At 34.6% G+C, this 1,337-nt stretch carries 1 protein-coding gene; it reads right to left on the bottom strand.

All coding sequences use genetic code 11. The features are described 5' to 3' along the window. Positions 1–136 precede the first annotated feature (136 nt). Positions 137–1,333: an IS110 family RNA-guided transposase gene (locus Q5Y73_RS24545; protein ID WP_305994555.1), complete on the bottom strand. Its 1,197-nt coding sequence runs from the start codon at positions 1,331–1,333 to the stop codon at positions 137–139. Positions 1,334–1,337: the final 4 nt, after the last annotated feature.

The raw sequence follows: 1,337 nt of genomic DNA on the forward strand, positions 1-1,337 counted from the left end.
TACCAGCTAATAGGAAGTCAAGAATAACCTCTAAAAAAATTATTCTTGTTGTGTTAAGATGAAAATAAACATACCAAATAACCTTCCTTAAAAGTAGTAGGAAGAATATTCTTTTAATTGATTTTTATGGTATAAGTTATATCACAAATGTCTCTTTTCTTTTTAGTAAAATATAAATCCAATGAACGAGCTTATTAGCACAGGCAATGACAGCGACTTTATGTGGCTTACCTTCTTCTCGTTTCCTATCATAGAATTCTTTTAATCTAGGATTTCGAGTGTTTATCAGACCACATTGTACTGCTGTATATAAAACCTGTCTGAGCTTACTAGAACCTCTTTTCGTTATACGGTTAATACTCGCTTTAAATTTGCCTGATTCATGAACACTAGGATCGATTCCTGCAAAGGCAACGAGTTTCTTAGGGTTATTAAATCGATCAATTTCACCAATCTCAGAGATGATTGTTGCCGCAATCTTACCTCCAATTCCGGGAATAGATCGAATAATATGATAAGATTCAAACTCTTGAGCCATAGCATCTATCTCTGCCTCTAACTGGGATAGGTGTTTTTGGTATTGCAGAAGCATTTCAATATACATCCTTAAACTAATAAGATGGCTGTAATAAAGCGTTTGTTTATATGGATTTTTGTTTGCGGCAGATTTCAATTCTTCCGCCTTATTCATGGACCAGGACTCTGAACGACTCCTACATAAATGATGTATTTCAGATGCAATTTCACTAAGACTCAGTTCTTCAACCTCTTTAGGTGTCGGAAAAGCGAGTAGGGTACGTAGGGAAACCTTTGAAAATAAATCCCCAAATACACCTTTATATTCAGGAAAGATCTGATCTAAAATAGTGTGAAATTGTAATTTGGTCTGTACGTAGGTTCCCGTCAAAGAATCATGTTGTCTACTAAGATTACGAAGGTTTAGCGTTTGAACACTTTTCTTTTGAAATGCTTCTAAGTCTTCTTTGTAATACAACTCACAGAGGTGATAAGCATCTATTGCATCTGTTTTAACTTTTCGTAAGCTTACTTTTTTAGCCTCATATGAAATGACAGGATTAACTAAATAATAGGTTACACCATGATCCTCTAAAAACTGCAAGACAGGCTCGTGATAGTGTCCTGTTGATTCAAAAATAACACTTGGAGATTGACCAGCTAATTGCTTTAATTCCTGATAAAATAAATAAAAATCATGTAAGCCCATTCGATTATGCTTAAATTTAAAACTCTTTTTGTAAGGAGTTTTCTTTTCTAAGAAGGCTTGAACTTGACTTTCTCCTTTTGCAACATCCAGACCAATGACTGGATCCATGCCG

Source organism: Chengkuizengella axinellae, from assembly GCF_030730905.1.
Taxonomy (GTDB): domain Bacteria; phylum Bacillota; class Bacilli; order Paenibacillales; family KCTC-33759; genus Chengkuizengella; species Chengkuizengella axinellae.